This is a genomic window from Rhizobium nepotum 39/7 (assembly GCF_000949865.1).
In the GTDB taxonomy this organism is placed as follows: Bacteria; Pseudomonadota; Alphaproteobacteria; order Rhizobiales; family Rhizobiaceae; genus Agrobacterium; species Agrobacterium nepotum.
The window spans coordinates 1-24,967 of record NZ_JWJH01000007.1; the positions used below are offsets into that span (position 1 = coordinate 1).

General features: G+C 58.9%; 26 protein-coding genes. 17 read left to right on the forward strand and 9 right to left on the reverse strand.

Annotation, left to right across the window (positions count from 1 at the left end; all coding sequences use genetic code 11):
- Nucleotides 1-287 (reverse strand): hypothetical protein (locus RS75_RS26985; protein WP_210165681.1); only part of this gene is annotated, 287 nt, incomplete at its 3' end.
- On the opposite strand from RS75_RS26985, the gene hrpB reads away from it, so the two are divergent.
- From hrpB to RS75_RS08310, 3 genes are all read left to right on the forward strand, one after another.
- A complete protein-coding gene (hrpB, locus tag RS75_RS08300) occupies nt 286-2,772 on the forward strand; it encodes an ATP-dependent helicase HrpB (RefSeq protein ID WP_045019220.1) in 2,487 nt (828 codons plus the stop codon). The two genes, RS75_RS26985 and hrpB, sit on opposite strands and share 2 nt — an antisense overlap.
- Before the next feature lie 29 nt (nt 2,773-2,801).
- Nucleotides 2,802-4,109, forward strand: a complete 1,308-nt coding sequence (locus RS75_RS08305) for an ActS/PrrB/RegB family redox-sensitive histidine kinase (protein ID WP_084686705.1) — start codon at nt 2,802-2,804, stop codon at nt 4,107-4,109.
- Nucleotides 4,110-4,179: 70 nt separating this feature from the next.
- Nucleotides 4,180-4,767, forward strand: coding sequence for an ActR/PrrA/RegA family redox response regulator transcription factor (locus RS75_RS08310; protein ID WP_045019223.1), 588 nt, complete (start codon nt 4,180-4,182; stop codon nt 4,765-4,767).
- A 60-nt stretch (nt 4,768-4,827) separates the two neighbouring features.
- Here RS75_RS08310 and RS75_RS08315 read toward each other — a convergent pair whose 3' ends face one another.
- Entirely contained in the window at nt 4,828-5,313 is a 486-nt protein-coding gene (locus tag RS75_RS08315; RefSeq protein WP_045019225.1) for an MmcB family DNA repair protein, read from the reverse strand.
- Nucleotides 5,314-5,496: 183 nt separating this feature from the next.
- On the opposite strand from RS75_RS08315, the gene RS75_RS08320 reads away from it, so the two are divergent.
- Nucleotides 5,497-6,210, forward strand: a complete 714-nt coding sequence (locus tag RS75_RS08320; RefSeq protein WP_045019227.1) for a L,D-transpeptidase — start codon at nt 5,497-5,499, stop codon at nt 6,208-6,210.
- 77 nt (nt 6,211-6,287) lie between these two features.
- Here the strand turns inward: RS75_RS08320 and RS75_RS08325 are convergent, their stop codons facing one another.
- The 4 genes from RS75_RS08325 to hslV all read right to left on the reverse strand — a co-directional run bounded on the left by RS75_RS08325 (nt 6,288) and on the right by hslV (nt 11,651).
- A complete protein-coding gene (locus RS75_RS08325; protein ID WP_045019229.1) occupies nt 6,288-8,456 on the reverse strand; it encodes a malate synthase G in 2,169 nt (722 codons plus the stop codon).
- 121 nt (nt 8,457-8,577) lie between these two features.
- The gene (locus RS75_RS08330; protein WP_045019231.1) at nt 8,578-9,543 is read right to left on the reverse strand and encodes a DUF1402 family protein; all 966 of its coding nucleotides are present in this window, start codon (nt 9,541-9,543) and stop codon (nt 8,578-8,580) included.
- A 189-nt stretch (nt 9,544-9,732) separates the two neighbouring features.
- Nucleotides 9,733-11,040: an ATP-dependent protease ATPase subunit HslU gene (hslU, locus tag RS75_RS08335; RefSeq protein WP_045019233.1), complete on the reverse strand. Its 1,308-nt coding sequence runs from the start codon at nt 11,038-11,040 to the stop codon at nt 9,733-9,735.
- Between the two features lie 86 nt (nt 11,041-11,126).
- Nucleotides 11,127-11,651 (reverse strand): ATP-dependent protease subunit HslV, encoded by a 525-nt coding sequence (gene hslV / locus RS75_RS08340; RefSeq protein ID WP_003516283.1) that lies wholly within the window; start codon nt 11,649-11,651, stop codon nt 11,127-11,129.
- Nucleotides 11,652-11,854: 203 nt separating this feature from the next.
- Between hslV and hisB the strand changes: the two genes are divergently transcribed.
- From hisB to coaA, 7 genes are read left to right on the forward strand one after another with little or no spacing between them, the layout of a single operon-like run.
- A complete protein-coding gene (hisB, locus tag RS75_RS08345; RefSeq protein ID WP_045019811.1) occupies nt 11,855-12,451 on the forward strand; it encodes an imidazoleglycerol-phosphate dehydratase HisB in 597 nt (198 codons plus the stop codon).
- 23 nt (nt 12,452-12,474) lie between these two features.
- Entirely contained in the window at nt 12,475-12,966 is a 492-nt protein-coding gene (locus RS75_RS08350; protein WP_045019235.1) for a DUF2628 domain-containing protein, read from the forward strand.
- 1 nt (nt 12,967) lies between these two features.
- Nucleotides 12,968-13,618, forward strand: coding sequence for an imidazole glycerol phosphate synthase subunit HisH (gene hisH / locus RS75_RS08355; RefSeq protein WP_045019237.1), 651 nt, complete (start codon nt 12,968-12,970; stop codon nt 13,616-13,618).
- A gap of 1 nt (nt 13,619) precedes the next feature.
- Nucleotides 13,620-14,369 (forward strand): 1-(5-phosphoribosyl)-5-[(5-phosphoribosylamino)methylideneamino]imidazole-4-carboxamide isomerase, encoded by a 750-nt coding sequence (gene hisA / locus RS75_RS08360; protein ID WP_045019239.1) that lies wholly within the window; start codon nt 13,620-13,622, stop codon nt 14,367-14,369.
- The gene (hisF, locus tag RS75_RS08365) at nt 14,366-15,142 is read left to right on the forward strand and encodes an imidazole glycerol phosphate synthase subunit HisF (RefSeq protein WP_045019240.1); all 777 of its coding nucleotides are present in this window, start codon (nt 14,366-14,368) and stop codon (nt 15,140-15,142) included. Before hisA ends, hisF begins: the two co-directional genes overlap by 4 nt.
- A 15-nt stretch (nt 15,143-15,157) precedes the next feature.
- On the forward strand, nt 15,158-15,481 hold the full coding sequence (locus RS75_RS08370) for a phosphoribosyl-ATP diphosphatase (protein WP_045019241.1): 324 nt from the start codon (nt 15,158-15,160) through the stop codon (nt 15,479-15,481).
- Nucleotides 15,478-16,479: a type I pantothenate kinase gene (coaA, locus tag RS75_RS08375; RefSeq protein ID WP_200893621.1), complete on the forward strand. Its 1,002-nt coding sequence runs from the start codon at nt 15,478-15,480 to the stop codon at nt 16,477-16,479. The genes RS75_RS08370 and coaA overlap by 4 nt, the downstream gene beginning before the upstream one ends.
- Before the next feature lie 49 nt (nt 16,480-16,528).
- Here coaA and lysM read toward each other — a convergent pair whose 3' ends face one another.
- The 3 genes from lysM to RS75_RS08390 all read right to left on the reverse strand — a co-directional run bounded on the left by lysM (nt 16,529) and on the right by RS75_RS08390 (nt 19,241).
- Nucleotides 16,529-16,981 (reverse strand): peptidoglycan-binding protein LysM, encoded by a 453-nt coding sequence (gene lysM / locus RS75_RS08380; protein ID WP_045019242.1) that lies wholly within the window; start codon nt 16,979-16,981, stop codon nt 16,529-16,531.
- 87 nt (nt 16,982-17,068) lie between these two features.
- Entirely contained in the window at nt 17,069-17,503 is a 435-nt protein-coding gene (arfB, locus tag RS75_RS08385; RefSeq protein WP_045019243.1) for an alternative ribosome rescue aminoacyl-tRNA hydrolase ArfB, read from the reverse strand.
- Nucleotides 17,504-17,630: 127 nt separating this feature from the next.
- Nucleotides 17,631-19,241 carry a phosphoenolpyruvate carboxykinase gene (locus RS75_RS08390; protein ID WP_045019244.1) on the reverse strand — a complete coding sequence of 537 codons (1,611 nt, stop codon included), beginning with the start codon at nt 19,239-19,241 and terminating at the stop codon, nt 17,631-17,633.
- A gap of 339 nt (nt 19,242-19,580) precedes the next feature.
- Here RS75_RS08390 and chvI point away from each other — a divergent pair, with 339 nt between their 5' ends.
- From chvI to ahcY, 6 genes are all read left to right on the forward strand, one after another.
- The gene (chvI, locus tag RS75_RS08395) at nt 19,581-20,306 is read left to right on the forward strand and encodes a two-component system response regulator ChvI (RefSeq protein WP_084686707.1); all 726 of its coding nucleotides are present in this window, start codon (nt 19,581-19,583) and stop codon (nt 20,304-20,306) included.
- Nucleotides 20,307-20,362: 56 nt separating this feature from the next.
- Complete coding sequence (gene chvG, locus RS75_RS08400) at nt 20,363-22,153, forward strand: two-component system sensor histidine kinase ChvG (RefSeq protein WP_045019246.1); 1,791 nt, start codon at nt 20,363-20,365, stop codon at nt 22,151-22,153.
- On the forward strand, nt 22,143-22,607 hold the full coding sequence (locus RS75_RS08405; protein ID WP_045019247.1) for an HPr kinase/phosphorylase: 465 nt from the start codon (nt 22,143-22,145) through the stop codon (nt 22,605-22,607). The genes chvG and RS75_RS08405 overlap by 11 nt, the downstream gene beginning before the upstream one ends.
- 125 nt (nt 22,608-22,732) lie before the next feature.
- Complete coding sequence (locus tag RS75_RS08410; protein WP_003516318.1) at nt 22,733-23,134, forward strand: PTS sugar transporter subunit IIA; 402 nt, start codon at nt 22,733-22,735, stop codon at nt 23,132-23,134.
- A gap of 11 nt (nt 23,135-23,145) precedes the next feature.
- Nucleotides 23,146-23,421: an HPr family phosphocarrier protein gene (locus tag RS75_RS08415; RefSeq protein ID WP_045019248.1), complete on the forward strand. Its 276-nt coding sequence runs from the start codon at nt 23,146-23,148 to the stop codon at nt 23,419-23,421.
- A gap of 128 nt (nt 23,422-23,549) precedes the next feature.
- Nucleotides 23,550-24,950, forward strand: a complete 1,401-nt coding sequence (ahcY, locus tag RS75_RS08420; protein WP_045019249.1) for an adenosylhomocysteinase — start codon at nt 23,550-23,552, stop codon at nt 24,948-24,950.
- Nucleotides 24,951-24,967 lie beyond the last annotated feature (17 nt).

The window sequence follows — 24,967 nt, forward strand, 5'->3', positions numbered from 1 at the left end:
CCCATCGTCAAAAAACTGACATTTTTGCTATGATACTGAAAATACAGGATAATTTCGCAAACAGTGGGGCCGGGAGGGACGTGGAGGTGGAATCCTCCTCCGTTTTCGCCGCGCATGTGGGGTCCCATTCCCATGGGTTTTCGCAAATAGCCTGCCAAGAGCCGTGATTTTGCCGGAAGAGCCTTCGCTAAACCCTCAAAGCCGGCTGTCAAAGCACCGGGCCGTGCTTTAGAAACGGCATATGAGACGCTCAAACAACAACCCGATTGCCGCAGGCCTGTTTGCATGACCAGAACGCCAGCCCCTATAAAGACCGACTTACCCGAACTTCCCGTCAGCGACGTTCTGACCGATATCGCCGAAGTGTTGGGCAAAGCAAAGCGTGCGGTTCTCTCGGCCCCACCGGGTGCGGGCAAGACGACGCTGGTGCCTCTCCATCTTTTGCAGCAGGAATGGCGCGGCGACGGCAAGATCATTCTTCTCGAACCGCGCCGGCTTGCCGCCCGGGCTGCGGCAGGGCGCATGGCCGACCTGCTTCACGAGAATGTTGGAGAAACCGTCGGCTACCGCATGCGACTCGACAACCGTATCTCCTCGAAAACCCGGATAGAAGTGGTGACCGAAGGGGTATTCGCCCGGATGGTTCTGGACGATCCCGAACTTGCCGGCGTTTCGACCGTGATTTTCGACGAGTTTCATGAACGTTCACTGGATGGCGATTTCGGACTGGCGCTTGCGCTCGATGTGCAGGAGGGATTGCGCGAGGATCTGCGCATCCTCGTCATGTCCGCTACCCTTGATGTCGAGCGCATCAGTGCGCTGATGGGGGAGGCTGCGGTCATTCAGAGCCTTGGCCGGACATTCCCGATCGACATTCGCTACGAGGATCGCTGGCAGGGCGTTCCGGTCGAGGAGAAGGTTAGCAAGGCCATCACTGAAGCCCATGCATCGGAAACAGGTTCCATCCTTGCTTTCCTGCCGGGTCAGGCGGAAATCACCCGCACGGCCAACCGGCTGGAGGGTCGTTTTTCCGACGATACGGATATTATCCCGCTTTATGGCAATCTTTCCCAGAAGGAGCAGGATGCGGCGATCAAGCCGGCACCGGCCGGACGGCGCAAGATCGTGCTTGCCACCTCGATCGCCGAAACGTCGATTACCATCGACGGCGTGCGTGTGGTGATCGACAGCGGATTGCAGCGACTACCGGTCTTCGAACCAGCCACAGGAATAACAAGGCTGGAGACCGTGCGGGTGTCCAGGGCTTCCGCCGACCAGCGAGCCGGCCGCGCCGGGCGAACGGAACCCGGCATTGCGGTCCGCCTGTGGCATCCGGGACAGACGGCGGCGCTCAACGCCTTTACGCCACCACAAATTCTGGCGAGCGATCTTTCCGGTCTCGCGCTCGATCTTGCCCATTGGGGCGTTCATGATCCTGCCGCGCTTGCTTTTCTGGATGCGCCTCCCGAGGCGGCGCTGAAGGAATCGATTGCGCTTCTCAAAAATCTGGGTGCGCTTGACGAAGGCGGCGCACTGACACGACGCGGCCGCCTGATGCGCGGCCTTTCACTGCCGCCACGGCTCGCGGCAATGGTGATTGCGGCTGCGAGCGAAGGCAGCGGGAAAACGGCGGCGATGCTCGCCGTCATGCTGACGGAACAGGGCCTGGGCGGAAACGACATCGATCTCGATGAAAGACTGCGGCGCTTTCTTTCCGAGAGAAGCGAAAGGGCGCAGGCGGCGCGCAAGCTGGCATCGAGACTTCTCGATGCGATCGGCGGTGCAAAAGCGATAACCGAACAGGCAAGCGAGGCTGGTCCCCTGCTACTGCACGCCTATCCGGACCGGATTGCCCTTCAGCGCGGAGCACGCGGCCGCTATGTGATGGCGAATGGCCGCGGCGCCGAACTTGCCGAGACCGAACGGCTGGCGGCGAGCAGGATGCTGGTGGTGGCCGATGTTACCGGGCGGGCGGCGCAACCGCGCATCCTTTCTGCGGCAAGCATAGAGCGGGCCGATATAGAAGAGCGGATGCCACACCTTATCGCACAGCAGGATCAGCTGCTTTTCGACAAAGCGAGCGGCCAGGCGCGTGCACGCCGCGTCACGCGTCTCGGCGCGATCATCCTCGACGAGACGCCCCTGCCCCGCCCCGAAGGCGAACGGGCAGCGCAGGCTCTGGCCAACGGTGTTCGGGAATTCGGCATCGGCATCCTTCCCCTCTCGAAAGAAACCCTGCAGCTGCGCGACAGGATCGGCTTTCTGCACACCAGCATCGGTGAACCCTGGCCGGATGTCAGCGACGAGGCATTACTTTCGCGACTGGATGACTGGTTCGTTCCTTTCCAGCACGGCGCGCGCAGCCTGCAGGATATCCGGCCCGGCAGTCTTTCCGAGGGGCTTTTGTCTTTGGTACCCCATGAGGTCGCGCGCGATCTCGGCAGGCTGGCGCCAACGCATTTCGAAGCACCGACGGGCCAGCGGCATCCCATTCGTTACGACGCCAGCGAACCGACCCTTTCCATTCGCGTGCAGGAGCTTTTCGGACTGACCACCCACCCGGCCATCGCGCAGGGGCGGTTGCCGCTGCTGCTGGAATTGACCTCGCCGGCGCACAGGCCGATACAGACGACACGCGATCTTCCCGGTTTCTGGGCGGGATCATGGAAAGACGTGCGGGCGGATATGCGCGGGCGTTATCCGCGCCATCCATGGCCGGAGGACCCGGCATCGGCATTGCCGACCAGCCGCGTAAAACCGCGCGGAACGTGACGACGATGAAAAGCGTAGAGGAGACGAAGGTGGCTGGCCATCCGATCGAAACGACAAGGCTTGGCCGCGCCAGCCGCAGGATAAGGCTGCAAACCATCGTATGGCTGCGCTGGCTGGCTGTAGCGGGACAAAGCGCGACGATCCTGTTCGTTGCATCCGCGCTGCATTTTCCCCTGCCGCTTCTGGCTTGCAGCCTTTTGATTGCGGCACTGGCGCTCGCCAATCTGTTTCTCACCGCCCGTTTCCCCTCCACCTATCGTCTGGAGCCGTGGGAAGCGACGTTGCTGCTTGCTTTCGACCTGCTGCAACTGACGGCACTCATCTACATCACCGGCGGTCTTTCCAATCCTTTCGCCCCGCTGATCTGCGTTCAGGTCATCATCGCCTTTGCCTCGCAGCCGCTTCGGCACTCGCTTATCCTCCTCGCCTTTGCCGTCATCTGCTCGACGGCGATCGCCTTTTCGCCGTTTCCGGTCCCCTGGTATCCCGGCGAGGTGTTGCCGATCCAGCTTCTGCTACATGTCGGCACCTGGGTCGCGATCGTCGCCACGACCTCTTTCGCGGCATTCTACGCCTATCGCGTTTCGCACGAGGCGAACCAGCTGGCCGACGCGCTGGCCGCAACCGAGCTGGTGCTGGAACGGGAAAAACACCTTTCCCAGCTGGACGGGCTGGCCGCCGCCGCCGCGCACGAGCTGGGCACACCGCTGGCGACAATCAGCGTCGTTGCCAAGGAAATGGAGAGGGAACTCGGCAATGATGAAAGGTTTGGCGAAGACATAGCGCTGCTGCGCAGCCAGAGCGAAAGGTGCCGCGATATTCTACGCCGCCTCACATCGCTTTCCACCGACAATGAGGAACATATGCGGCGCCTGCCGCTCTCTTCGCTGATCGAGGAGGTGATGGCGCCGCATCGTGAATTCGGCATCCGTCTCGATCTCGTCGAAAAGAACAACCGGGTCGACGAGCCGGTCGGTATCCGGAATGCCGGCGTCATTTACGGGCTGGGCAACCTCATCGAAAACGGCGTGGACTATGCGCGGGAAAAAGTAACCGTGACCGTGGACTATGATTCGCAGAATGTCGCAGTCACCATCGAGGACGATGGGCCGGGATATGCCCATGACGTGCTTGCCCGCATCGGCGAACCCTATGTGACCGAACGTCACAACGACACGCGAGCGGGCGGGTTGGGCCTTGGGCTTTTTATCGCCAAGACACTGCTGGAACGGTCCGGCGCCACCGTTACCTTTGAAAATCGTGGCCTGAGCGGAACTGGAGCGCGGGTTACAATCGTCTGGCCTCGGGCGCTTATGGACGATAAAAGAAGCCGTTGACTTTACCATCCACGTTGAAGCGGCGATAAGAAGAAGAAAAAGCCGACTAAGTTGCCGAAAGGCCGGAAACATGACGACAGAAGACCAGACCCCATCCATCAGCGTGCCGACGGATAACGACGACCCGATCGGGCCTGACAGATCGCTGCTGATCGTTGATGACGACGGCCCCTTCCTGCGCCGGCTTGCCCGGGCGATGGAAACACGCGGATTTGTGGTCGATACCGCCGAGACGGTCAGCGACGGCATTGCGCGCTCCAAGGCTGCGCCGCCCAAATATGCCGTCGTCGATCTGAGGCTTGCCGATGGCAACGGTCTGGAGGTCATCGAAGCCATCAGGCAGAACAGGGACGATACGCAGATCGTCGTTCTGACCGGTTACGGCAATATCGCAACCGCCGTTACCGCCGTGAAACTCGGGGCGCTGGATTATCTGGCCAAACCTGCCGATGCGGACGATGTCTTCAATGCGCTGACGCAGCGCAAGGGGGAAAAGACCGAAGTTCCCGAAAACCCAATGTCAGCAGACCGGGTGCGGTGGGAACATATTCAGCGCGTTTATGAAATGTGCGAACGCAACGTCTCGGAAACCGCCCGCAGGCTCAACATGCACCGGAGAACGTTGCAGCGCATTCTGGCCAAACGCGCGCCGAAATAGAGCATTTCCAGTACAAAGTGCGAAGCGGTTTTACGTCTGGAAAATGCGCTGGAACCGGCATCACTCTCCGAAGCTGCGCCCGGTCGTCCATTCCGCCAGCATCAGCCGGGTTGCCGCCGTTCTGGAGAAATCCAGCGTCACCGATTTGCGGGTCGCCGGCGGCAATTTATGTTCCGGCGCATCCCGAAGCATATGGGCGCCATAGCCATCCGACAGGATAAGCCCGCATTCTTCCGGGAAGATTTCGAGCGGTACTTCCGGATGGGTGGCGAAAAACAGCCGGTCGCAATGCAAACGGTATTCCGGCCATTTGCGATCGACACGGAAATCCTCAATGGAGGATTTGATTTCGATGATCCAGATTTCACCTTTTGCCGACAGGCTGATGAGATCTGCCCTTCTCCCGCTCGCAAGCGGCAGTTCCGGCAACACCGAATGGCGCATCTCGTGCAAAAGCACCTGAACACCGCGACGCACCAGCATCGCCTTGTCCGACTGGCGGCCGTCGATTAACGGATTATTGTTGGTAACGGAAAGAATAGTCATGGATAAAGGCTGCTGAAACGTTTGGCCTATTGTTGCAAAAAGACAATCAACAGGCAATTTTAAATGCACATCCGTTCTGTGGCAGCGTAACCGCTTGCCAAGTCGGGTTTAATAGAAAATAACCGATTTATCCAATTAAGCCTACTCCTTCGCACAATTTGGCGAATTTTCCGCGAGAACGATATGCGCATCCGTACCTCATTGACCGTACTTGGTCTGACGGCAGCACTGGCTCTGGCCGGCTGCGCCGAAACCACATCACAAACATCTGGCCAGACATCCGGCAAGGTAGCGGCGTCAGTGCCGGTCGCCGACCCGGTTCCGGCAAAGGTCGAAACCGTCCAGATCTTCAACGATGTTTACGGCTCTGTGACCGACGCGGGCTATGCGCTGCCAGCCATTCCGATCAATCGTGTGAACGAGAAGTACCGTCGCCAGATCGTCGAGTTCCAGACGAACGAACGTCCGGGCACGATCATCGTCAACACGCGTGAGCGTTTCCTTTATTATATCATGTCCGGCAACCGCGCAGTTCGTTACGGTATCGGCGTCGGCAAGGCTGGTTTCGCCTGGGCTGGTGAAGCCTATGTCGCCTGGAAGCAGGAATGGCCGATGTGGCATCCGCCGAAGGAAATGGCGGACCGCAAGCCGGAAGTCGCCAAGTATGTCGAGGCAGGCATGGGTCCGGGCCTTTCCAACCCACTCGGTGCGCGCGCCATGTACCTCTTCAACGAAAAGGGACAGGACACGCTGTTCCGCATCCATGGTTCGCCCGAATGGGCCTCGATCGGCACCGCCGCCTCTTCCGGCTGCATCCGCATGATCAACCAGGACGTCATCGACCTTTACAGCCGCGTTCGTCCCGGCCGCAGCACCAAGGTCGTCGTGATCCAGTAAGATCAGATATCGGACAAAGAAAAAGCCGCCGTGGAATTCCCCGGCGGCTTTTTTGTTTATTAAAGCCTGGCGCGGCTTCAGGCCGCCTGCTTCGCCTTCAGTTCCAGGCGACGGCGATGCAAAACCGGTTCGGTATAGCCATTCGGCTGCTCCCGGCCCTTCAGTACGAGCTCGACGGCGGCCTGAAAAGCGACCGATCCTTCAAAGTCGGACGCCATCGGCAGATAGGCCGGATCGCCGGCATTTTGGCTATCGACCACACCGGCCATGCGCTTCATGGTCTCAACGATCTGCTCTTCCGTGACCACACCGTGGCGCAGCCAGTTGGCCATATGCTGTGCGGAGATGCGAAGCGTGGCGCGGTCTTCCATCAGCCCGACATTGTTGATGTCAGGCACCTTGGAGCAACCAACGCCCTGATCGACCCAGCGCACGACATATCCAAGAATGCCCTGCGCGTTATTGTCGAGTTCGCGCTGGATTTCCTCCGGCGTCCAGTTGGGACGCGGCACGACCGGCACTGAAAGAATATCGGAGAGCTTTGCGCGACCGCGGCTTTTCAAACCCTCCTGAACCTCCGCGACATCGACCTTGTGATAATGCGTGGCATGCAGCGTCGCCGCCGTCGGCGAAGGCACCCAGGCGGTGTTCGCGCCAGCCTTGGGATGCGCGATCTTCTGCTCCAGCATGGCGGCCATCAGGTCAGGCATGGCCCACATGCCCTTGCCGATCTGCGCATGGCCGGAAAGGCCGCATTCCAGTCCGATATCGACGTTCCAATTCTCGTAAGCCGCAATCCAGGGCGCTTGTTTCATATCGCCCTTGCGGATCATCGGGCCTGCCTCCATCGAGGTATGAATCTCGTCGCCCGTGCGGTCGAGGAAGCCCGTATTGATAAAGACGACCCGGTCTTTTGCCGCGCGGATGCTTTCCTTGAGGTTGACCGTGGTGCGGCGCTCCTCATCCATGATGCCCATTTTCATGGTGTTAGGCACCATGCCGACGAGGTTTTCGACCTGCGTGAAAATCTCGTTGGCGAAAGCGACTTCCTCCGGTCCGTGCATTTTCGGTTTGACGACATACATGGAACCGGCGCGGGAATTCTGACGCCGCCCGGACGGGCCGACATCGTAAAGCGCGATCAGTCCCGTCACGACGGCATCCATGATGCCTTCCGGCACCTCACGGCCATCCCTGTCCAGGATCGCCGGATTGGTCATGAGATGACCGACATTGCGCACCAGCATCAGGGAGCGCCCCGGCAAAGTGAGTGCCGAACCATTGGGGGCTGTATAATAACGATCGGGGTTAAGGCTGCGGGTAAAGGTCTTGCCGCCCTTCAAAACCTCTTCCGTCAGATCTCCGCGCATCAGGCCAAGCCAGTTGCCGTAGACCAGCACCTTGTCCTCGGCATCAACAGCAGCAACCGAATCCTCGCAGTCCATGATGGTCGTCAGAGCCGATTCGAGAACGACGTCCGATATGCCCGCCCTGTCACCCTTGCCGATTTCAGTCGTCGGATCGATGACGATCTCGGTGTACAAACCGTTCTTGCCAAGCAGGATCGTGGCCGGGTTACCTGCCTCACCGGTGAAGCCCTTGAATTGCGCGGCGTCCTTCAGCCCCGTCGTGCCGTCACCGATTGCAAACTGCAATACGCCGTCAACGATCCTGAAGCCGGTCACATCCGACCAGCCTACCGTTCCGAGCGGAGCCGATTCGTCGAGGAAGTTTCGCGCCCAGGCAATGACCTTGTCGCCGCGTTTCGGATTGTAGCCCCTGCCCTTTTCCGCACCATCCGCATCGGAAATCGCATCCGTGCCATAGAGCGCATCGTAAAGCGAACCCCAGCGTGCATTCGCAGCATTCAGGGCATAACGCGCATTCATGACCGGCACGACGAGCTGCGGGCCTGCGACGGCAGCAATTTCCGGATCGACGCTGCTCGTTTCCACCGTGAAGCCGGGACCTTCCGGCAGCAGATAGCCGATTTCCTTCAAAAACCCTTCATAGGCATCGAAATCCGTCGGCGCGCCGTTCTGCCGGTACCAACCATCCAGTTTTTCCTGCAAGGCGTCGCGCTTTGCGAGCAATTCACGATTAACAGGGGAAAGCTCATGGACGATGGCCGAAAAGCCTTCGAAGAAAGTTTCTGCATCGAGACCCGTGCCCGGCAAAACCTCATCCGTCAAAAAAGCATAAAGCCTGTCATCGATGGAAAGACCGAATTTATTCGTGCGGCTCACATGCGCCTCCTCTTTATCTTAAGAGCGCAGATTGGACGCGGAGGCAGGCGTTCGTCAATTGCGAGGCGCAACCAAATATTATTTCCATTTTGGAAAGAATGCGGACGATAATCGCCTTTTTCTACAAAAGCGCCTGCAGGTCCTTGATGCGGTCGTTCACTAGCCAGCCGTAATAGTTTTCTTCCGGCAGCAGCGGCTGCTCCCCGCCTGCTGCACGCTGACGGTTCTTCTGGGCGAGCGCGGCCGCGCGCTGCGTCGAGCCACCGACATTATAAAGCGTGGAGGTAACGCCCGGATTTTTGGAAACATCCATGTCGGCAATCGATCTGTAGTCGTCGATCGATTTGCGGATAGACGCCGCCATGAAGGCCAGCGAGCGGTCTGGATCCATGATCGCCGTATAAACGGCGGTAGCGTCGTTTTCGTCCAGCTTCTCGTAACCCGAGGTTTTTGACACCATGTCGGACAACATCAGCGCCGTCAGCGGATTGATCTGGCCGAGACCGAAGGTCTGTCCGGCGTAAAAGGGCTGGAAAAATACGGCACTGAGACGATTGTTCGGATAGGCGACGCCATCCACCGTCTTGCCGCGGAAGCTGTCTTCCCAGACATCTTCCCGACAGTTCCACAGGCTGTAGGAATCCTTCTTCGACTGGCACTTGGCAAATTGCGAATGCGCCAGAAACTGCGCGATGGTTTCGTCCTTGTAGCCGAAACGGAAGCTGCTGCCGGCATAGGAGGCGGCCTTGACGTAATAGGATTGCAGGCGGTCATAGGCGTCGACATTATAGGTATGCTCGCCGACGATCGCCCCGATCATATGGATCGGATCGATACCATAGCGCCCGGCGGTGGCCTTGATCTTGGCGACCAGCGCCTTGTCGGAGGACAGCAGATCGATCACCTTCTGATATTTGCGCTCGAAAGAGGTATTGGAGGCCTTGGTCCTGCGTGCGGAGGCGCCTGGAACGCCCGGCTGCTCGGCATTGCGATTGCCCGGCGGAACGACCGTTGCTGCCTCGGCATAAGAAGGCGAGACGACGGTAAACGTCAAAGCGGCGGCAAATGCCAGAAGAGTTTTGCGCACGAGCGAATGCCTTTTCTCAAGCCGGTCTTTCCCGGAACAAGGGGAAACCGGACCATTCCAACAAAGCGGTTCCAACCGGAATGCAGCCTTTCCCATAAACAAAATGGGGGCTGAATGCGAGACAAGGCGATAAAATAAAAGAGTGCGGCAAATGTGGCCGCACTCTCCTGGCGTTACTCTCCGAAATGTTCAGAGAATGTAGCGGGACAAATCCGTATCGGCGGCAAGATCACCGACATGTTTTTTGACGTATTCCTGATCGATCTTGACGGCGGAGCCGCCTCGATCCGGTGCGTTGAAGGAAATCTCGTCGAGAACACGCTCCATCACCGTCTGCAGGCGGCGCGCACCGATATTTTCGACCGACGAGTTAAGATGAACGGCCACATCGGCCAGAGCATCGATCGCATCGTCGGTGAAATCGAGGTCGAGTTCTTCCGTCGCCATCAGCGCCTTGTACTGGCGGATGAGGCTCGCTTCCGTCTCTGTCAGGATGCGGCGGAAATCCTCCTTCGTCAGCGGCTTCAGCTCGACGCGGATAGGCAGGCGACCCTGAAGCTCCGGCAGAAGGTCGGACGGCTTTGCCACATGGAACGCGCCGGATGCGATGAACAGGATGTGGTCCGTTTTCACCGGGCCATATTTCGTCGAAACCGTCGTGCCTTCGACCAGCGGCAGGAGATCGCGCTGCACACCTTCACGCGAGACGCCGGCACCCATGCCGCCATCGCGGGCGGCGATCTTGTCGATCTCGTCAAGAAAGACGATGCCGTCATTTTCCACCGACTTCACCGCTTCGCGCTGGATCATTTCATTGTCGAGCAGCTTGTCGGATTCGTCGCGGACGAGATCGATGTAGGATTTGGAGACCGTGGTGCGCACCTTCTTGGTACGACCGCCCATGGCCTTGCCGAACATTTCCGACAGGTTGAGAACGCCGATATTGGCGCCCGGCATGCCGGGAATCTCAAAGCCGGGCATGCCCGAGCCGCTGTCTGCAACCTCGATGTCGATTTCTTTGTCGTCCAGCTCGCCATCGCGCAGCTTCTTGCGGAAGTTTTCGCGTGTCGCAGGAGAGGAGGTCGATCCGACAAGGGCGTCGAGCACCCGTTCTTCGGCGCTGGCATGCGCCTTTGCCTGAACTTCGGCGCGTTTCTTTTCACGTACGAGACCGATACCGATCTCGACCAGATCGCGGATGATCTGCTCGACATCGCGGCCGACATAACCGACTTCGGTAAATTTGGTCGCCTCGACCTTGATGAAGGGCGCGCCGGCAAGCTTGGCAAGGCGGCGGGAAATCTCCGTCTTGCCGACACCGGTCGGCCCGATCATCAGAATGTTTTTCGGCATGACTTCGTCGCGCAGGCTCTCATCGAGTTGCTGGCGACGCCAGCGGTTGCGCAGCGCAATCGCGACCGCACGTTTCGCATCATGCTGGCCGATGATGTGGCGGTCGAGTTCCGAGACAATCTCCCGGGGAGAAAAAGTGGTCATTCTGTCCTCTCGGCTTTCCTGTTCCGACCGGCCATTCCGGCCCGGCCCACAGGACCCTTGGGTGAGAAATGGGGTGAGAAATATGCTTACTCGGCGTCGAGGGTTTCGATGACGAGGTTATGGTTGGTATAAACGCAGATATCGGCGGCTATATCGAGCGACTTACGCGCCACCTCCTCTGCCGATTTGTCTGTGTCCATCATGGCGCGGGCGGCCGCAAAGGCGTAGTTGCCGCCGGAACCGATGGCGATTGCGCCATGTTCCGGTTCCAGCACGTCACCATTACCCGTGATGGCGAGTGTCGTGGATTTGTCGGCCACCAGCATCATGGCCTCGAGGTTGCGCAGATATTTGTCCGTGCGCCAGTCCTTCGCAAGCTCGACGGCCGCGCGCATCAACTGGCCGGGATATTGCTCGAGTTTCTTTTCGAGACGGTCGAGCAGCGTAAAGGCATCGGCCGTAGCACCGGCAAAACCGGCAATCACTTCACCCTTGCCGATGCGGCGAACCTTGCGGGCGTTGCCTTTCATGACGGTCTGGCCAAGGCTTACCTGACCATCGCCAGCCATGACGACCTTGCCGCCCTTCCTGACTGTAATAATCGTTGTCATCAAACACCTGTCTGCCCTGCCGGGCCTGCTGTTAACGGGCCGGCATCCGGCCCTTCTCGAGTTCTATGTAAGTTTGCTTTTCACGATTGCAAATCCTGCCCGCAACGCACCGTTTTGCGCAGATCGGGCAAGACGATGGAACAACTGGATATTTGTGTCCCGTGCTGATAAGGAACGGCGACATTTTCACGGAGCGGCCACAGATGGCAGAACGTAAAGGCGAGATCATCCGCAAGACCAACGAAACCTCGGTTTCGGTGCGCGTGGATATCGACGGCACCGGCAAATCGACAATTTCCACCGGCGTGGGATTTTTCGATCATATGCTGGACCAGCTCAGCCGCCATTCGCTGATCGACATGGACATCGATGTGAAAGGCGACCTGCATATCGACGACCACCACACCGTGGAAGATACCGGCATCGCCATCGGCCAGGCCATCGCCAAGGCGTTGGGCGACCGGCGCGGTATTACACGTTATGCCTCGCTCGATCTCGCCATGGATGAGACGATGACCAAGGCCGCCGTCGATATTTCCGGCCGTCCCTTCCTCGTGTGGAATGTGAACTTCTCTGCACCGAAGATCGGCACCTTCGATACCGAACTGGTGCGTGAATTCTTTCAGGCGCTAGCTCAGAATGCCGGCATCACGCTGCATATCCTGAACCATTACGGCGCCAACAACCATCATATCGCCGAAACTTGCTTCAAGGCCGTTGCCCGCGTTCTTCGCGCGGCAACCGAGATCGACCCCAGGCAGGCAGGCCGCGTTCCCTCGACAAAGGGCATGCTGGCCTGACCGCCAAAGCTGTCAGGAAGCCCATGACAAGCTATCTCGTTCTGGAAGCCCCCAACGGGCCGGACAGGGACCACAAGACGACCCGTTTCATAGCAGACCGGTTCGTCTGGCTGGCTCTGATTGCGCCCTGGCTATGGCTGGCCGCAAACCGGCTATGGCTGGCGGCAATCGTCGTCTTTACGATTCTCGTTCTGGCCGGCTGGGCGTCAATGTTACCCGGATTCGAACCGGTGAGCATTCTGTGCTGCGTCGCCATTGCCCTCCTCACCGCACTGGAAGGGCGCGATTTTCTTATTCGGCACCTGATCGGCAAGGGCTGGACGATGACCTCGATCATTTCCGCCCCTGATCTTTCGAGTGCCGAAGAGATATATTTCTCCGGTCTCTCCGACACCGAAACGACGGAACAGCTGTCTCAGCCGGTGTGGACCCCCTCACCGCAAAAGAGCGGCGGCAAAAATTTCGCTAACGATCCCGCCGGATCGTTTCTTTTCGACTTGAATGGAAGGCGCTGACATGCGTGTCGCGATCATCGACTACGGTTCTGGCAACCTGCGTTCGGCCACCAAAGCTTTCGAGCGCGCCGCCCGCGAAGCCGGTATCAATGCAACCATCGACCTGACCGACAAGCCGGATCACGTCGCATCGGCGGACCGTATCGTCCTGCCTGGTGTCGGCGCCTATGCGGATTGCCGCGCCGGTCTCGATGCGGTTCCCGGCATGCATGAGGCGCTCATCGAAGCCGTCGAGAAAAAGGCCCACCCCTTCCTCGGTATCTGCGTCGGCATGCAGCTGATGTCCTCGCGCGGCTTGGAAAAGACTGTCAGCACAGGGCTTGGCTGGATCGAAGGCGACGTCATCGAGATGACCCCTTCCGATCCGACGCTTAAAATTCCGCAGATCGGCTGGAACACGCTGGAAATACGGCATGCCCATCCTCTGTTTGACGGCATCAGGACTGGCGCGGACGGCTTGCACGCCTATTTCGTGCATTCCTATCATCTGGCGGCGAAACATCCGGCGGATGTCATCGCCACCACCAGTTACGGTGGCGCGATGACGGCTTTCGTCGGCCGCGACAATATGGCGGGCGCCCAATTCCACCCGGAAAAAAGCCAGACGCTCGGCCTTGCCCTGATTTCCAATTTCCTGCGCTGGAAGCCCTGACATGATCCTTTTTCCCGCAATCGATCTTAAAGACGGTGAGTGCGTTCGCCTGAAACTCGGCGATATGGACCAGGCTACCGTCTACAACACAGACCCAGGCGCGCAGGCGAAAGCCTTCGAGGACCAAGGTTTCGAGTGGCTGCATGTCGTTGATCTCAACGGTGCCTTCGCGGGCGAGACCGTGAATGGCGAGGCCGTCGACGCAATCCTCAAAGCCACGAAAAATCCGGTGCAGCTCGGCGGCGGCATCCGCAATCTCGACCATATCGAAGCGTGGCTGAGCCGTGGGCTGGCCCGCGTCATTCTCGGCACCGTGGCGGTACGTGATCCGGTTCTGGTTCTGGAAGCCTGCAAGCGTTTCCCAGGCCAGGTTGCCGTCGGCATCGATGCCAAGGGCGGCAAGGTCGCCGTTGAGGGCTGGGCGGAAGCCTCGGAACTCGGCATCATCGAACTTGCCAAACGTTTCGAAGGTGCCGGCGTCGCCGCCATCATCTACACCGATATCGATCGGGACGGCATTCTGGCCGGCATCAACTGGGCCTCGACGCTTGAACTGGCGGATGCCGTGTCGATCCCGGTCATCGCCTCCGGCGGCCTTGCCTCCATCGAAGACATCAAGCGCATGTTGCAGCCGGATGCTGCAAAGCTCGAGGGCGCAATTTCGGGCCGCGCGCTTTATGATGGGCGCATCGATCCGCAGGAGGCGTTGGCGCTGATCAAGGCCGCCTCAGCCAAGGAGGCAAGAGCATGACCCTCAAAGCCCGCGTTATTCCCTGCCTCGATGTGAAAGACGGCCGTGTCGTCAAGGGCGTGAACTTCGTCGACCTGATTGATGCCGGCGATCCCGTCGAGGCGGCGAAAGCCTACGATGCGGCGGGAGCGGACGAACTCTGCTTTCTCGACATCACCGCCTCGTCCGACAATCGCGACACGATTTTCGACGTCGTATCTCGCACCGCCGACCATTGCTTCATGCCGTTGACTGTCGGCGGCGGCGTCCGCGCCGTCGCGGATATCCGCAAGCTGCTTCTCTGCGGTGCCGACAAGGTCTCGATCAATTCTGCAGCGGTGAAGGACCCCGACTTCGTTGCGCAGGCGGCCGACAAGTTCGGCAACCAGTGCATCGTCGTCTCCATCGACGCCAAAAAGGTTTCGAAGGACGGGGAAGCGGGCCGCTGGGAAATCTTCACCCATGGCGGACGCCAGCCGACCGGTATCGACGCCGTGGAATTCGCCGTCAAAATGGTCGAACGCGGTGCCGGCGAACTGCTCGTCACCTCGATGGACCGCGACGGCACCAAAAGCGGATACGATATCGGCCTGACCCGCAGCATTGCCGATCAGGTTCGTGTGCCCGTCATCGCCTCGGGCGGCGTCGGAACGCTGGACGATCTGGTGGCCGGGGTTCGTGATGGTCACGCAACCGCAGTGCTTGCCGCTTCGATCTTCCACTTCGGCACCTATTCGATCGGTGAAGCCAAGACCTATATGGCAGAGCATGGCATCGCCATGCGTCTCGGCTGATTGCAGGAACCTCTCATGAGCGCATTTTCCCTTTCCGATCTGGAACGCATCGTCGCGACACGCGCCGCCGCATCTCCTGACGAATCCTGGACAGCCAAACTCGTTGCGGCGGGCCAGGAACGTGCGGCGAAAAAACTCGGCGAAGAGGCGGTTGAGGCCGTTATCGCCGCCATCGCGAAAGACCGCGACGGGCTGACGAACGAGGCCGCCGATCTGCTTTATCATCTGCTGGTGGTGCTGAAGATTGCCGATATCCCCCTGGACGACGTTTTTGCCGAACTGGAGCGCCGAACCGGACAGACGGGGCTTGCGGAAAAGGCGGCGAGGCCGACATCATGAATGTAAAGGCAGGCAGCGGGGAGAGAGGCATGCCGAGTACACTCGATCATTTCCGGCCGGATGAATATTCGCCCTATCACTTCTTCAGTTCGGAAGAATGGGCGAAATTTCGAGCCGACACGCCGCTTACCCTCTCCGGCGACGAGGTGAAAAGGCTGCGTTCGCTGGACGATCCGATCGACCTCGACGAAGTGCGGCGGATCTACCTGTCGTTGTCGCGCCTCCTGTCATCGCATGTGGAGGCATCGCAGCTGCTTTTCGAACAGCGCAACCGCTTTCTGAACATGGCGGATATCAACAAGACGCCATTCGTCATCGGCATTGCCGGTTCGGTGGCCGTTGGAAAGTCAACGACGGCGCGTATCCTGAAGGAGCTTCTGGCCCGCTGGCCCTCCAGCCCGAAGGTCGATCTCATCACCACTGACGGGTTTCTTTACACGAACGAGGTGCTTCGGCGCGAGAACCTGATGGAGCGCAAGGGGTTTCCGGAAAGCTACGATATCGGCGCCCTGCTGCGTTTTCTCTCGGCGATAAAGGCGGGCCAGCCGAATGTGAAGGCGCCACGTTATTCGCACCTGACCTATGACGTGCTGCCGAACGAATTCACGGTCATCGACCGGCCGGATATATTGATCTTCGAAGGCATCAATGTGCTGCAGTCGCGCGATCTGCCGGCGGGCGGGCGGATCGTGCCGATCGTTTCCGACTTCTTCGATTTCGCGATCTATATCGACGCCGATGAGGACTTCATTCACAATTGGTATGTGAACCGGTTCATGAACCTGCGGCAAACCGCGTTCCGCGACCCTAATTCATTCTTCAACCGCTATGCGTCGATCAGCGAAGAAGCGGCGCTCAGTATTGCCGAGGGTCTCTGGCAGAATATCAACCTGAAGAACCTGCGCCAGAACATCGTGCCGACGCGTCCGCGTGCCGACCTCATCTTGCGCAAGGGAAAGAACCACCTGATCGACACGGTGGCGCTTCGCAAATTGTGAAAGATGCCGCGCAAGGCGGCATCTCGATAGCAGCGGTTAAAACCCGTTCTTACGCAAGGTCCGGGATACGCAGGACCTGTCCGGGATAGATTTTATCGGGATGGGTCAGCATCGGCTTGTTGGCTTCGAAGATGATGTTGTTCTTGCCGCCATTTGCCTTGCCATACTGGGCTTCCGCGATCTTCCAGAGATTGTCGCCCTTCTTGACCGTGTATAAGACGGGCTCCTTCGCCGGTGCCGCAGCCACTGTCAGCTCGCCGGCCTCGACCTTGGAAATGCCGAGCGTATTGCCGACTGCTATGACCGCTTTTTCGAAAGCGGACTGATCGGCCACTTCGCCCTTCAGAACGACCTTGTCATCCACCACCTCGACCTGAACCTTGTCCGTGCCGAGATCATGGGAAGCGAGTTCCTTTTTGACCGCTTCAACATCGGGGGCATCATCGCCACCGCCGATACCAAGCTTTTTTCCCGCGTCCTTGATGAAACTGAATAGACCCATAGCACCCTCCTTGGTTGTAGAGAGGCTTACCAGACGATATATGAAGCTCTATGACAAGTGCGAAACATTTTGCCATCCAGCTGCGACCTAGTCGCCTGATGGCTTGCCACGCATTTTCTTGACGTCCGAGCGTCCGGATTTCGCCTTGAGGCGGCGCTCGACCGAGCCTTTGGTGGGCTTGGTGGCCTTGCGCACCGGTGGCGGCGGGGCGGCTGCTTCAAGGATCAGTTCCTTCAGCCTTTCGCGGGCATCTTCGCGATTGCGCTCCTGGCTGCGAAACCGGCTCGCCTCGAGCATCAGAACGCCTTCTTTCGAAACACGCCGGCCACCCAGGCGCAGGGCATTTGCCTTCACCCGGTCCGACAGGGAGGGCGAATTGGCGATATCAAAAAACAGCTGAACCGCCGTCGAGACCTTGTTGACGTTCTGGCCACCCGGCCCACCGGCCAGCACGAATTGCTCCGTCAGCTCCCAGCCGGCGATGGTGATACGGTTATTGATGTAAAGCGGGTCGCTGGCCATGATCTTTCTCCGCGCCGGTGATGCCACAGATCGCAAAAAATGAAAACAGCCGACAAAATGAAACAAGCAGGCAAAAAGAAACCCGGCACAAGGCCGGGTTCCCTCCCCCTCACGTATGAGGCTTCATTCATTCAGCCGCAAGCAGCAGGCCGGGTGCCGCATCGCGAACCTTGCTGTCGACATGATCCTCGAACTTGGTGAAGTTGGTGACAAACATCGACACCAGCTTCTTCGCCTGCGCATCATAGGCTGCGCCATCGGCCCAGGTCGAACGCGGATCGAGGATTGCGCTGTCCACGCCTTCCAGCGACAGGGGCACGGCGAAACCGAAATTCGCATCGGTGCGGAATTCGGCACCCTTCAGTTCGCCGGTGAGAGCAGCCGTCAGAAGCGCGCGCGTCGCCTTGATGGGCATGCGCTTGCCGATGCCGTAGGCACCACCGGTCCAGCCGGTGTTGACCAGCCAGCAATCCACGCCATGCTTGCCGATCAGCTCGCGCAGCAGGTTGCCGTATTCCGCCGGGTGGCGCGGCATGAAGGGCGCACCGAAGCAGGTGGAGAAGGTCGCTTCCGGCTCCGTCACGCCTTTTTCCGTGCCCGCGACCTTTGCCGTGTAACCGGACAGGAAGTGGTACATGGCCTGTTCCGGCGTCAGACGGGCAATCGGCGGCAGCACGCCGAAGGCATCCGCCGTCAGCATGATGATCGTCTTCGGATGACCGGCAAGGCCCGTTTCCGATGCATTCGGAATGAAGTGCAGCGGATAGGCGCTGCGGGTGTTTTCCGTCAGCGAGTTGTCGTTGAAATCAGGAACGCGGTTTTCGTCCAGCACGACGTTTTCGAGAACCGTGCCGAAACGGCGGGTCGCGGCGTAGATTTCCGGTTCGGCTTCCGCCGAAAGCTTGATTGCCTTGGCGTAGCAACCGCCTTCGAAGTTGAAGATGCCGTGCTCGCCCCAGCCGTGTTCGTCATCGCCGATCAGCGTGCGCGACGGATCAGCCGAAAGCGTGGTCTTGCCGGTGCCGGAAAGGCCGAAGAACACAGCGGAATCACCCTCAGGGCCGACATTGGCCGAGCAATGCATCGGCATGACGCCCTTTGCCGGCAGGAGATAGTTCAGAACCGTGAAGACCGACTTCTTGTTTTCGCCGGCATAGGAGGTGCCGCCGATGAGGACGAGACCATTGGTGAGATCGCAAGCGATCACGGTTTCCGAACGGACGCCGTGACGGGCCGGATCGGCCTTGAAGCTCGGCAGATTGATGATGGTCAGCTTTTGGCTGAAACCCGCCAGCTTCTCCCGCTTCGGCCGGATCAAAAGGTTGCGGATGAACAGCGAATGCCAGGCAAGCTCGGTGACGACGCGTGTCGGCAAAGCGTTTTCCTCATCGGCGCCGCCGATCAGGTCCTGAACATAGAGCGTCTTGCCGGCGGCATGGGCCAGCATATCCTGGCGCAGCAATGCGAAATTTTCCGGCGACAGCGGCTTGTTGTTGTCCCACCAGATGGTGTCTTCGGTGGAGGCATCGCGGACGACGAATTTGTCCTTCGGCGAACGGCCCGTATGCTGACCGGTGACGGCGCGCAGCGCGCCATCGATGGTCAGTTCGGCTTCGCCGTTGCGGATCGCCTCTTCGTATAATTCGCCTTCGTTGAGGTTATAAAAGACGCGGGAAGCCTCGCCGAGTCCGAGTTTCTCAACTCCATTGGCAGGATTATGAACCCCAAGCTCGTTCATGACGCGTTCCTTGTTAATGACGATAAGGCCGTTGAAATTTGAACGGAAAATACGTGGCAGCTTTTAGAAACGCAAGAGTGAAACTTTAAATAATTGAGTGATTTCAATATATTAATCGATTTAAAAGATTTTATTTCTTTTTAAATCGGTTGAAGACGCATTAAAATCCAGCTGTGGCGTTTTCCCGGAAATGGCCTCTCCGCGCCCTGCGATTTTACCGCGAGTTTTCCTTTGCCACAATTTGTTCCACCTTTATACTCATGAGAGTGGCTCGCGGCGCGCAACCTAGGCTGGGTGAATGTCGGGAGTTATGAGAAAATGACGATGGAGACCAACTACATGCAGACTATCGCGCTTGTCGACGATGACCGGAATATTCTTACTTCGGTATCGATCGCGCTCGAAGCCGAAGGCTACCGGGTCGAAACGTATACGGACGGCGCCTCCGCGCTTGACGGGTTGATCGCCCGTCCGCCGCAGCTCGCCATTTTCGACATCAAGATGCCCCGCATGGACGGCATGGAGCTTTTGCGGCGTCTTCGCCAGAAATCGGATATTCCCGTTATCTTCCTGACTTCCAAGGATGAAGAGATCGATGAATTGTTCGGCCTGAAGATGGGCGCCGACGATTTCATCACAAAACCCTTCTCGCAGCGCCTTCTGGTGGAGCGCGTCAAGGCCATCCTGCGCCGCGCCAGCAGCCGCGAGGCTTCCGCCGCAACCGGCAGCACGCAGAAACCGACTGCTGATCAACAGGCACGGACGCTGGAACGCGGCCAGCTCGCCATGGATCAGGAACGCCACACCTGCACCTGGAAGGGTGAGCCGGTAACGCTCACCGTTACCGAATTCCTCATCCTGCATTCGCTTGCACAGAGGCCGGGCGTGGTGAAAAGCCGCGACGCGCTGATGGATGCCGCCTATGACGAACAGGTCTATGTGGACGATCGCACGATCGACAGCCACATCAAGCGCCTTCGCAAGAAGTTCAAACTGGTCGATGGCGACTTCGATATGATTGAAACGCTTTATGGCGTAGGATATCGCTTCCGCGAAGCGGCTTGAACGAGCGCGCCAAGCGGGAGAGACCACCCGAACTTGTGGTGGCGAGGACTTAATACGTGTTGAAGAAAACGCCGCAAACCGTCTCGGACAGTGACGATGCCGAAGATCGCGGCAGCGAACGCCGCCACCGTATCCATCCGCTGACGATCGTCCGACGCATTTTCGGCAATGCAGTGTTTTCCAGCCTGACGCGCCGTATCCTGTTCTTCAACGTGGCGGCGACCGTGGTTCTGGTCGGTGGCATTCTCTACCTCAACCAATTCCGCGAAGGGCTGATCGACGCGCGGGTGGAAAGCCTTCTGACGCAGGGCGAAATCATCGCCGGCGCCATTTCCGCCTCCGCTTCGGTCGACACCAACTCCATCACCATCAACCCGGAAAAGCTCCTCGAATTGCAGGCGGGGCAAAGTATCACGCCTGCTCCGAATGACGAGGACCTGAATTTCCCGATCAATCCGGAACGGGTAGCCCCGGTGCTGCGCCGGCTGATTTCGCCGACGCGGACCCGTGCACGGCTTTTCGATGCCGATGCCAACCTGCTTCTCGACTCCCGCCATCTTTATTCGCGCGGTCAGGTTCTGCGCTTCGATCTGCCGCCTGTAACGCCGGAAACCCAGACCTGGAGCGAATGGTTTACCAGCATGTTCAACCGCATGCTGCAACCGAGCAGCCTGCCGCAATACAAGGAAGCGCCGGGCGGTGACGGCTCGATCTATCCCGAAGTGATGAACGCGCTGACTGGCGTGCGCGGCGCGGTCGTGCGCGTGACCGAAAAGGGCGAGTTGATCGTCTCGGTCGCCGTGCCGGTGCAGCGCTTCCGGGCCGTGCTCGGCGTTCTGCTCCTGTCCACGCAGGCGGGCGATATCGACAAGATCGTGCATGCGGAGCGCCTTGCCATCATGCGCGTGTTCGGCATCGCCACGCTGGTCAACATCGTCCTGTCGCTGTTGTTGTCCTCCACCATCGCCACGCCGCTGCGGCGGCTTTCGGCCGCCGCGATCCGCGTGCGCCGCGGGGCGAGAACTCGTGAGGAAATACCGGATTTTTCGGCGCGCCAGGATGAAATCGGCAACCTCTCCATAGCACTGCGTGAAATGACGACGGCGCTTTACGACCGTATCGACGCGATCGAAAGTTTCGCCGCCGATGTCAGCCACGAGCTTAAAAACCCGCTGACCTCGCTGCGCAGCGCCGTGGAAACCCTGCCGCGCGCCAAGACCGAAGAGTCCAAACAGCGACTGACCGAGATCATCTTCCACGATGTCCGCCGCCTCGACCGTTTGATCAGCGATATTTCGGATGCGTCGCGGCTCGATGCCGAACTGGCGCGCGCCGATGCCTCGCCGCTCGATCTCGACGTGCTGATGAAGGGTCTGGTGGATTTATCCCGCCAGATCAGCACCAAGAAAAAGAGCGTGGCCATCGACTATGTCGCCGACCGGAAGGCGGGAGCCAAAACCTCTTTCGTGGTGAACGGACACGATCTTCGTATCGGGCAGATCGTCACCAACCTGATCGAGAATGCACGATCTTTCGTTGCCGAGGAAAGTGGCCGCATCACCGTGCGTCTGTCCCGTCACAAGGACCGCTGCATCGTGCAGGTGGAAGATAACGGCCCCGGCATTCAGGCCGAGGATATCGACCGGATTTTCGAGCGCTTTTACACGGACCGGCCGGCGAGCGAAGGGTTCGGACAGAACTCCGGCCTTGGTCTCTCCATCAGCCGCCAGATCGCCGAAGCCCATGGCGGCAGCCTCAGGGCGGAAAATGTGGTCGACAAATATGGCGTGATTTCCGGCGCGCGGTTTACCCTGTCGCTGCCGGCGGCTGAGACCCATGAACGCTGAACGCTTCAACCTGCACGCAACCGCTATCGTCGTCGACAACACCGGCATTCTCTTCACGGGACCGTCGGGAAGCGGCAAGAGCGAGCTTGCTTTCAGCTTTCTGACGGAGGCGGAACGGTGCGGATTGCCGGCGGCGCTGATCGCGGACGATCAGATTTTCGTGTATCGGGATGGCGAAAACATCATCGCCGAGCGGCCGGAAGCAATCGCCGGATTACTGGAACTGCGCGGCAGCGGCATTGTTTCCGTCAACAGCATCCCGAGCGCCGTACTACATTTCGCCGTGACGACAGTTCTTTCACCGGAAAATCCAAGACTTCCGGAAGATGACGAAGCGTTTTCCCTGCCCTGCGGCGGGCATCTTCCGCTTCTGCGTATTCCGCGTTCCAGTCTTGTGCCTTATGGAAAATTTGCTGCACTTGCTCACAATCTTTTTAAAACGAATGTGAAGTGACCATGATTCAGGCGATTTTAGGCTTGCGATTCGCATTTTCCTCATCAAGATGAAATCCCACCGATGGACAGGATTGCCGCGTTGCGATAGTCGGCAATGAGAGTGCGTGTGCAAGGGAGCATTTCATGATCGGACTAGTGCTTGTCACCCATGGCAAGCTGGCTGAGGAGTTTCGCCATGCGTTGGAGCATGTCGTCGGTCCCCAGAAATTGATCGAGACGGTTTGTATCGGTCCCGAAGACGACATGGATCAGCGCCGGCAGGATATCATCGACGCCGTTACGCGCGTCAATGATGGGAACGGCGTCATTATTCTGACTGATATGTTCGGCGGTACACCGTCCAATCTCGCCATCTCCGTCATGAACAACGGCAATGTCGAAGTCATCGCAGGCGTCAATCTTCCCATGCTGATAAAACTCGCCGGCGTTCGCAGCGAAGACAACATGGACAAGGCGCTTCAGGACGCATCCGACGCCGGCCGCAAATACATCAACGTCGCCAGCCGCGTTTTAAGCGGCAAATAAGAAGTCAGCCCATGTCGCCTCACTCCCGGGAATTGTCGATCATCAACAAGCGCGGTCTCCACGCCCGGGCGTCTGCGAAATTCGTGCAGATGGTCGAGGGGTTCGACGCGACGATCACGGTTTCCAAGGATGGCATGACGGTTGGCGGCACCTCCATCATGGGTCTCATGATGCTGGCGGCCAGCCCCGGATGCAGCGTCTATGTCGAGGCGAGCGGAAATCAGGCTGAAGAGGCGCTTGCCGCACTCGAGGCGCTCGTGGCCGACCGCTTTGGCGAAGAAGCCTGATCCCGCCCCATATAAAGACATAAAGACTTCTTTATATCGTTATTGCCAGATCGTTTTTGGCCTGCTAAACCCCTGCTACGTTTAAAAGCCGGGCCAATAGGCATGGCATTTCTGATCTGGAGAACCTCATGAGCCTTGAGAAGGACTACATCATCGCCGATATCAACCTTGCCGCATTCGGCCGCAAGGAACTGGACATCGCCGAAACCGAAATGCCCGGCCTGATGTCCTGCCGCAGTGAGTTCGGCGCGAGCAAGCCGCTGAAGGGCGCACGTATCACCGGTTCTCTTCACATGACGATCCAGACCGGCGTTCTGATCGAGACGCTGAGGGAACTGGGCGCGGATATCCGCTGGGCGTCCTGCAACATTTTCTCGACACAGGACCATGCGGCAGCCGCCATTGCAGCGGCCGGCATTCCGGTCTTCGCCGTCAAGGGTGAAAGCCTGACGGAATATTGGGAATATACCGACAGGATCTTCCAGTGGACCGATGGCGGCCTCTCCAACATGATCCTTGACGATGGCGGCGATGCCACCATGTACATCCTGCTCGGCGCGCGTGCCGAAGCCGGCGAGGACGTTCTTTCCAACCCCGGTTCGGAAGAAGAGGAAATTCTTTTCGCGCAGATCAACAAGCGCCTCAAGGCTTCCCCCGGCTGGTTCACCAAGCAGCGCGACGCGCTGAAGGGCGTGACGGAAGAAACGACGACCGGTGTTCATCGTCTTTACGATCTCGCCAAGAAGGGCCTCCTGCCCTTCCCGGCCATCAACGTCAACGACAGCGTCACCAAGTCCAAGTTCGACAACAAATACGGCTGCAAGGAATCGCTGGTGGACGGCATTCGCCGCGCAACCGACGTGATGATGGCCGGCAAGGTTGCCGTGGTCTGCGGTTACGGCGATGTGGGCAAGGGTTCCGCCGCCTCGTTGCAGGGCGCCGGCGCCCGCGTGAAGGTCACGGAAATCGACCCGATCTGCGCGCTTCAGGCCGCCATGGACGGTTTCGAAGTGGTTCGTCTGGAAGACGTGGTTTCCTCCGCGGATATCTTCATCACCACCACCGGCAACAAGGACGTGATCCGCATCGAGCATATGCGCGAGATGAAGGACATGGCCATCGTTGGCAATATCGGCCATTTCGACAATGAAATTCAGGTCGCATCGCTGCGTAACCTCAAGTGGACGAACATCAAGCCGCAGGTCGACATGATCGAGTTCCCGAAGGGCAACCGCATCATCCTTTTGTCCGAAGGCCGCCTGCTGAACCTCGGCAACGCCACCGGTCACCCGTCCTTCGTCATGTCGGCGTCCTTCACCAACCAGGTGCTCGGCCAGATCGAACTCTTTACGAAGCCGGGCGAATACAAGAACGAGGTTTACGTGCTGCCGAAGCACCTCGACGAAAAGGTTGCGCGCCTTCATCTCGAGAAGCTTGGCGTGCGCCTGACCGAACTTTCCGACCTTCAGGCCGATTATATCGGCATCTCGAAGCAGGGTCCGTTCAAGGCAGAACACTACAGATATTAATTTCATAGTTAATATCC